The organism is Burkholderia sp. Se-20378 (genome assembly GCF_017104665.1).
Lineage (GTDB): Bacteria > Pseudomonadota > Gammaproteobacteria > Burkholderiales > Burkholderiaceae > Burkholderia > Burkholderia lata.
The window spans coordinates 21,522-29,239 of record NZ_JAAGPG010000047.1 but is presented as its reverse complement, the minus strand read 5'-3'; the positions used below and the strand labels follow the sequence as shown (position 1 = coordinate 29,239).

7 protein-coding genes are annotated in these 7,718 nt (G+C 65.9%); all 7 read right to left on the bottom strand.

The genetic code is table 11. The annotated features are described in order from the left end of the window. Window positions 1-317 precede the first annotated feature (317 nt). Window positions 318-815, bottom strand: coding sequence for a hypothetical protein (locus G3N93_RS08875; protein ID WP_206132816.1), 498 nt, complete (start codon window positions 813-815; stop codon window positions 318-320). 172 nt (window positions 816-987) lie between these two features. Next, on the bottom strand, window positions 988-2,541 hold the full coding sequence (locus tag G3N93_RS08870; RefSeq protein WP_206132815.1) for a hypothetical protein: 1,554 nt from the start codon (window positions 2,539-2,541) through the stop codon (window positions 988-990). A 55-nt stretch (window positions 2,542-2,596) separates the two neighbouring features. Further along, window positions 2,597-2,929: a hypothetical protein gene (locus tag G3N93_RS08865; protein ID WP_206132814.1), complete on the bottom strand. Its 333-nt coding sequence runs from the start codon at window positions 2,927-2,929 to the stop codon at window positions 2,597-2,599. Beyond that, the gene (locus tag G3N93_RS08860) at window positions 2,926-3,381 is read right to left on the bottom strand and encodes a hypothetical protein (protein ID WP_206132813.1); all 456 of its coding nucleotides are present in this window, start codon (window positions 3,379-3,381) and stop codon (window positions 2,926-2,928) included. Before G3N93_RS08860 ends, G3N93_RS08865 begins: the two co-directional genes overlap by 4 nt. A gap of 18 nt (window positions 3,382-3,399) precedes the next feature. Next, window positions 3,400-5,217, bottom strand: a complete 1,818-nt coding sequence (locus G3N93_RS08855; protein ID WP_206132812.1) for a dynamin family protein — start codon at window positions 5,215-5,217, stop codon at window positions 3,400-3,402. Then, window positions 5,217-7,052 (bottom strand): dynamin family protein, encoded by a 1,836-nt coding sequence (locus G3N93_RS08850; RefSeq protein ID WP_206132811.1) that lies wholly within the window; start codon window positions 7,050-7,052, stop codon window positions 5,217-5,219. The genes G3N93_RS08855 and G3N93_RS08850 overlap by 1 nt, the downstream gene beginning before the upstream one ends. After that, on the bottom strand, window positions 7,049-7,708 hold the full coding sequence (locus tag G3N93_RS08845; protein WP_206132810.1) for a hypothetical protein: 660 nt from the start codon (window positions 7,706-7,708) through the stop codon (window positions 7,049-7,051). The genes G3N93_RS08850 and G3N93_RS08845 overlap by 4 nt, the downstream gene beginning before the upstream one ends. Window positions 7,709-7,718: the final 10 nt, after the last annotated feature.

Below are 7,718 nucleotides of genomic sequence, written 5' to 3'. Positions count from 1 at the left end.
CAGCGTGCCGAGCGCGGCGACCAGCAACGCGGCGGCCCCTGCGACCGGCGCGAGTGCGTCGCGGCCGGCCGGGCTGCCGGGAATGTCGTCGTTGCCTTCCGCCTGTTGCCCCATCGGGGTTCCTTACGTACGAATTACAGGGTGCGCAGGAGTCCGTGCGGAATTCTGCGAGCGGCAATGTAGCGCGCTGGATGATGAAACTCAAGGTATCGATGCGATTGATCGCGACCGGCGAAACAGTCGTGCGGATCGGATCTTTCCGCCGCATTTCAGGCAATGCGCGCCGCCGACCGCCCGCGCGGCGAATCACCCCGGATTCAGATCAGGTGCCGGCCCGCCGCCGACTCGATCTCCAGCACGCGGCCGGAAATCGGCACGAACGCGATACGGATACGCTCGCCGTTGCGCAACTGCTCATAAACGGCCTTGTCGATCTGAAAGCGCCGGCGCGGCACATCGGGGCCGTCGTCAGCAACGTTCAGGTAGTAGCTCGAAATGCCGCGAAAATACCGCTCGTCGAGCCGGGCGATCGTCGTGTCGAGCACGAGCTTCCGGTTGGCTTTCAGGTCGAGCGAGACCTTGTGCTCGCCCCATCGGTAGATCAGGTACACGATCAGGCAGGCCGTCGCGATGATCAGCGCAATCCCGGCGAGCGTCATCAGCGGGTACGGCATCGGATGCGTGAGGAACGCACAGCCCACGGGAATCGCGGGAAACGCGAAGGCCAGCGCCAGGAGGAACAGGCCGCCGCCTCGGGTGCCGCGCAGCCGCGCCCGCTCGTCGGGCTCCAGCGGTTCGATCGTCAACGTCGGCATGGTTTTCCTGTCGTCTCTCGACCGGGAATGGCGCGCGCCGCGCCGCGATTGCCGACCATGCTATAGCGCGGCGCCGGTCCTGTCATCGCTGCGATTGCGTCCGGGATGACTGCGGGAAAACCGGCGGCGATCCCGGATCAGGGCATCCCGTGTTCCGATGCCGTGCGGCCGCCTAGCTCGCTCCCAGATCGCGACCGTTGCGGTCGACTCGCAGGCGCTGGCGAAAGTCGTCGAAGCCCTCGCCGAAGAACTGGAAGAAAAGTGCCGTCGGATGGTCCTGCTCGTCCAGCAACCTGAAATGGCGGCCGACGCTGCGTCCGACGTACATCAGCGTTTCAGCCGAATTTTCCGTGCCAGCCAATCCGCCCGCGATGAGACGATGCTTGCGTGCCTCGCGCGTCGTATCGGCCAAGTAGCAATAGCCGGTCAGCCCTGCGTCGACCAGCAGAACCTGTGCGCGTTCGTCACCGGGAATGAATTCACGCTCCCCGTAGTTCGCCGTGTACAGGCCCGTTTCGCCACCATCCGAGATTTCCTTGATTTCCTTCAACGAGCGATCGTACAGATTGAGTTCCCGCTCGCCGAATGGATAAGTGTAGCTCCGGAAATTTTTCCTGAATTTTTTGTACAGGGTTGCATATTCCGGCCGGTCAAGCCATTGCCTGAACGCGTTGGCATCGTGAATCTCCGGACCGTCTTCGCGGTGTTCGCGATAAGTACTCAGCGTATCTTTGAACGGATGCCCCGTTGGCACCCAGTTTCTCCTCCGGACAAAGACGGTCGGCTCGCCCTTGGGGCGCCCGACATCGCCGCCACGGTCGCCGTCGGTCACGCTGCGGATGTCATACCCGATCATGAAAAGTGCGGCTTCGAACGCGTGACAGCGCGCCGCGATCGAGCTCGCGTCGTCGCCATGAGGCTCGTCCGCAAACAACGTCGTCCGTTCGAGCACGGCGCGAATGATCCAGCCCGCGCATACCTGCCAGCGCGCCCAGCATTCCGCCGGTACCCGGCGTGTATAAAACTGCGGCGCGGCCGCGAAACCCAAATCACCCGGATCGCGGATCTGATCGCCGCGCGCCTGCCCCGACGGAAAGCCGAGTGGCGCATACTGGACGCCAGCGCGGCCGGCCTCATGCCGAAACTGCTCGTAGAGCATCGCCAATGCCGCGCCAACCCGGCTGTCGTAGATCGGCGACCCGGTCGTATCCAGCAGCGCATGTATCTTGGTCAGCCCGGCGTCGAAACGCGCGATATTGCGCGCATGCAAGTCGTTCGTCGTCTGCGGGCCATCCAGCGCGAACAGCAGCTCAAGCGACTGCAGGTACGCGCAGAATGTCCGGTTCCGAACCTTCGACTCGATAAACGGGATCGCGCCGAATACACCGCCCCATCGCAATATCTCGCGCGCGACCGCACCCGCACGGTCGTCGTCGCCACTGGCGACGGCCGCACGCAACAGGATGCTCAGTTGCCGAAGCGAGGCCCGCGTCGTCGGCCAGTCGTGCGAGTCGATCCGTCGCCGCGTGTCCGGATCGATCCACGCACTGTTCCAGCAGTAATTGGCGAGAACGGCTTCGATGCCGTTCACGCGCCTATCCAGGCCGCCCGGAACGAACTTGCTGCGGGCAAACCGCAGGTGCACGGGCAGTGTTGGCAGATGCTCGGCGAGCCACGTCACGAAGTCCGCTACCGGACGTTGCGCAACGAAGTCATGGCGATTCATTGATTGCCCCTTTTCTGATTGACGCAACATCCGCGCCTTCACCGCCCGTGACACCCTATCGAGACGGCCGCGAGATCTGCCGCTTGCGCGTCACCAGTGACGCGATCTGTTCATCGAACAACAGGCGGCAGATGCCTTCGACCGTGTGACGCGCATGCGCCTGCTCGGACGACGGCAGCGCGTCCACCACGTCGAACAGCTTCGCACGCTGCTTCTTCGCGTCAACGATCGCCAGCGTCAGTGCATGGACGGTCTGCTGACGATCGTCGAAATGCGACCGCTGTGCGTCGCGCCGCGCCGCCTGCGCAAGCTGAGTCGCGCGCTCGAGCTCCAACGCGCGAACCAGCTCGACGAGATCGACGGCGATCGAGGAAAAATCGGCGATCACGGCCGCGGCACCGACGATGCACCGGGATCCGCGACGACCACCTCGACCATCTTCGTCAGCATCTCCAGCGCCTGCTGACGCGACTGCGGGTCGGATTCCGGAATGCCGGCGAGCACTTCGCGGATCAGCTTGACCGCCGTGTCGCCACGGGTAACGATCGTGTCGCGCATGACCGACAGGCGCTCGACTTCGGCGCGGAACGCTTCGCGTACCTGACGGGTGCGTGCCTCGATCTGATCGACCTGTGCCTGCGAGTTCGCGCGGATTTTCGCGATCTCGGAGAGATTGGTCGCGATCGTCAGCATGTTGGTTGCCGCCTGCGTGCCGCCGGCGATCAGCGCGTCGACCTGCCGCTCGGTGAAGCCACCGCGGCCGGTCGCCGGCGGGCCGGAACGTTCGGCAGGCAGCGTTGCCGGCCGGCGGGCCGGCAGATCCATCGAATCATCGCTCATCATCTATTCCTTTCGTGTTCAGGGATTGACCGTCTGTGTCAGTCGGGTACGCAAACCCGCCAACTGCTGGCGCGTGCCCTGCACATCGGCCAGGCGAGCGGCGCGCTCGGGCGCCGCCACCGGATTGTTTTCAAATTCGCCGTACAGCTCGTCGACGATCGCCACGTTGGACGTGCGCAGCAACGGCAGGTGTTGATCGCGCAGCACCCGATCGATATCGGCTCGCCAATTGCCGACGGCCTCGCGGCTCTGCTCGATCAGCTTGCGCTGCCAGACCTGCGCCTCGTAGACGAACGAGCCGATCTCGACGAGCACCGTCACCGCGACGGTCAGTCGCTCCATCAGGCGCTTCGTGAAAACGCGGCCGATCTGGTCGTAGACTTCGCGCCCGAACCGCTGGCCGAACAGCTCGCCGATCCGTTTGACCGCCATCTTCGCGAGGTTGCCCGCGCCGGCGGCCGCGCCGCCGACACCGCCGATCCCTTTCAGCATCGCGTTCACGGCGTTGCCGGCCAGGCGCTGCGCGATCGTGCGCGATACGTTCAGCGTGAAGCGCCGCACCGGATCGTCCGGCCGCAACGACACGGTCTTGTCGAGCTCACCGATCGCGGTATTCGCGATTTCCTCGAGCCGCCGGTTCAGCGCCACCATCTCGACCTCCATGTGCGCCTCGAGCTGGCGACCGATCCGGCGCACCTCGAACGGCAGGCAATGGCTCGCAACCCATTGCGCACAATCGTTGAAGCCGAGCCATTTGTCTGCGCCCTGGATTTCGACTTCAACCTGCTGCAGCGACGCGCCAACGAGGGAATCCAGCAAACGCGGCAGCGCGGTTTCGAGGTTCGCCATCGTCCGTTCGATTTCACGCAGCGACTCGGCCCTGGCCGCACGCGTGATGTCCAGTGCGCGCACGATCGCCTCGGCTTCGTCGGCATCGGCCGACAGCGCGGCTTCCTCGCGCTCGAGCACCGTGTCGGCATCGTCGAGCACGGCGAGCACGTTCTCCTGCAGCCGTTCCTGCACGGTCTCGAGCACGACGGAATCGAACGCGTGCCGGCGCACTTCGTCCCACAATCCGTCGGCCGCAAGCGGTGCCTGTGCGACCGGCACGCCGTTCGCCGACGCGATGAGCTGCAGCGTCAGCGGCCGCCGGAGTCCGTCTTCCGCCAGCCGCCGGATCTCGGCCACGCGCTTGTCGTCGGGGCCGCAACCTGCCGGCACGCGGTTGATCGCCAGCACCAGCGGAATCGTGGTGTCGTGCGCGGTCGCAGCCGAGATTGCCTCGAACAGATCCTGGTCGGACTGGCCGAAGCCGGTGCGGTAGCCCACGACGAAGACGATCACGTCGCTGTTCGGCAGGAAGTTCATCAGCACTTCCTCGTGCTCGCTCAGCACCGCGTTGTAGCCCGGCGTATCGAACACGTGCAGGCCGACGTTTCCGGCGGCCTTGGGTCTCGTCCGGACCTGCAGACGCAACACATCGCCTTCGGGCGCCTCGCTCAGCGCACGGAACCGCTCGTACTCGATCGTTTCCTGGGTCGCGTCGCGATAGATCGCGAAGTAGCGCGAGGCAGCCTCGTCGCGGCACGCGACATGGGTGACCATGCCGGTCGTCGGACGCGCGCTCGACGGCAACAGATCCTGCCCGAGGAGCGCGTTGATCAGCGACGATTTACCGGTGCTGGTCTCGCCAACGACGGTCACATACGCCTGCGGCAACGTCAGACGATTCAGCAGCAGGCGCGCGAGGCTCGCCCGCGTGTCGTCGCCACTGTGTTCGAGCAGGTCGACGAGCTGGCCGGCCCCGTCGATCCAGTGGTGGGAGCGAGTCGTCATTACCGTGCCTCCGTCAGCTTGCCGCGCAACGCATCAATTGCGTCGAGATCGGCGGTCAGGCCGTCAGCCGCGCGCGCTTTCTCGTCGGCCGACAGGTTCATCATCGACAGCGAGCCCTGCCGCTCCTGCTCGTATGCGGCCGACTTCGCCGCGCGCCAGTGTTCGAGTACCGCGTCGAGATGGTCGACGAATTCGTCGGCGATCCGGTTGAGCGCGGCCGACGTCTCCGACACGTACCGGTCGATGGCGGCAAACACTTCTGGCTCCACGGCGCGCGCGCGAAGCACGGTCACCCCTTCCTTGGCCTTGCCGCCGAGCCAATTGCCCGCCATCGCACCCAGCAGGCCGCCGACGGCACCACCGATCAGCGCGCCGATCGGTCCGCCGAAACCGCCGACCAGCGCGCCTGCTTCCACGGCCGCCCACACGCCGCCCGCGGCGCCTCCGATACGGCCAGCCAGATTCTCGAATCGCGTGCTTTCCGCCTTGTCGACCGTGAAGGTGATATCCGGCATGTCGGCGGACCATGCGTCGAGCCCGTCGAGATCCATGCGCAAGCGCTCCTGCATCGCAAGTGCATCGTCCTGCACCTGATTGAAGATGTCGTCGGTCGCGTCCGACTGTTCGTCTTTCAGCGCACGTGACAGGCGCGGCCCGTCGACAATGCCCGCCCGCATCTTGGTTTGCATGCGCCGGCGCAGTTCCGTACCCTTCTCGTCCGCCCACGCCCGCAACTGCTGCCGCACGGCCCGGCGAAATGCGTCCGCATCGTCCCGCATGCGCGCACCGCGCTCGTCGAGCGCTTTCAGGCGCTCCATATACTGCCGCGCGTCCTCCGCCATGAGGGCCGCGTGCGCACTGCGATCGAGCTTCGTTTCGGCCAGGCGGCCGCCGACGACAGCGGCCGCCCGGTCGAGATCCGCGCCGATCGCCGTCGCGACGACGTCGGCTACACGCACCGCCCATTCGGTGCCGAAGCGACCGAGTTCGGCGCCCAGTGCGGCCAGCCCCGACGCCTCGACGAGTCCGTCGTTCCGGCTCAGCGCACCGCGCAGCGCATCGAATCCGTTCACGACATGAATCGCGGGCGGCGCGTCAATCGGAATGCCGGCCTGCTCGGCAATCTGCCGCAACACCTTCTCGTTGTGCTCGCGGCCGGCCTGCGCCTCGTCGTCGGACTCGTCGTTCCAGCGGTTCTGCACGAAGATCGCCGTCCGTAGCGACGCCCACTGCATCCGGACAAACACGGCTTCCGAACGGGTCAGCGGCGGAACCGTGCGCAGCATGAAGATCACGCCGACCGCTTCCGCGAGGTACCGCTGCGTGGTTTCCCGGTTGGCCTGCGTCAGGCTGCCGACGCCCGGCAGGTCGACCAGCACCAGCCCATGCCGGAACAGCTCGCGGTTCGAAGTGAGCACGACACGCGTCACCTGTTTGGCGTTGCCGGGATTGTGCTCGTTGTGCACGACCGAGCGCAGCGCATCCTCGGTGCAAGGCAGCGTTTCGACGCGGCCATCTGCGAAGTGAACCTGCGCGTGCGGACTCTGCTCGGCCGCCCAGGCAATTTCAACCGGCACGCAGGTGGTTTCGTCCGCATCGATCGGCAACACGGGCTCGTCGAATGCCAGTGCATTCAGCAACGTGCTCTTGCCGCTCCCCTGGATACCGGCGATCGGCAGCACAAAGCGCTCGGCCGACAGCTGGCCACGGTACGCGCGCAAGCGCTCGACGAGGCCCGGTGCGGCCTGGTTCGGAGCCTGCGGATCGTAGCGTTCGCCGAGCATCTGCCATTGCGGCGCGGCCAGCAATTCGAGCATCACGGTGCGATTCGTCATCGTGCTTCCCCCGCGCCGCCGAACAAACGCTTCCACCAGGGCTTCGACAGGTGATCGACGCGCCGCAGTACGGTTTGCAGCACATCCCGCTGGGTGGCCTGGGCCGTTTGCACGTCGAGCAACAGCGCGTGCGTCCCGAGCAACGCTTCGGTAGCCGCACCCAGCTTCTGTGCGTGATCGATCAGGGTGGCAAGCTGACGTTCATGCACATCGGCGATCGCATGCAACGCGTCCGCCTTATCGTTCGTCGTCTGCGCCTGCTGCTGCAGCCCGGCGATGGTCCGCGTCTGCGCGGCCGCAGCCTGGTTCGCCTCGTCGCTGCGCGCGGCGAGGGCGTCGACCGCACGCACCTGCTGCTCGAGCACCGCCGTCAGCGCGCCGACACGGCCGTCGAGCGTCTGCGACGAGCCGGTCAATCCGGCGAGCGTGTCGGTGACCGCTGCGATCCGGGCCTGGAGTGCGACGAGTTGGGCGTCGATCTGCCCGATCGACTTGATCGGCGCGGCCAGCGCACCGCGTGTCGCATCGCGGATTTCAGTCTGCAGATCGTCCGTGAGCCGGCCGGCCCACGGGGGCGTCTGTGCGAGGTGCCCGCTGAGTTCGTCGAGTACCCGCCGAGTCTCGTCGTCGACGGTGATACGCGTGTGGTTGTTCATGGTTTTCCTT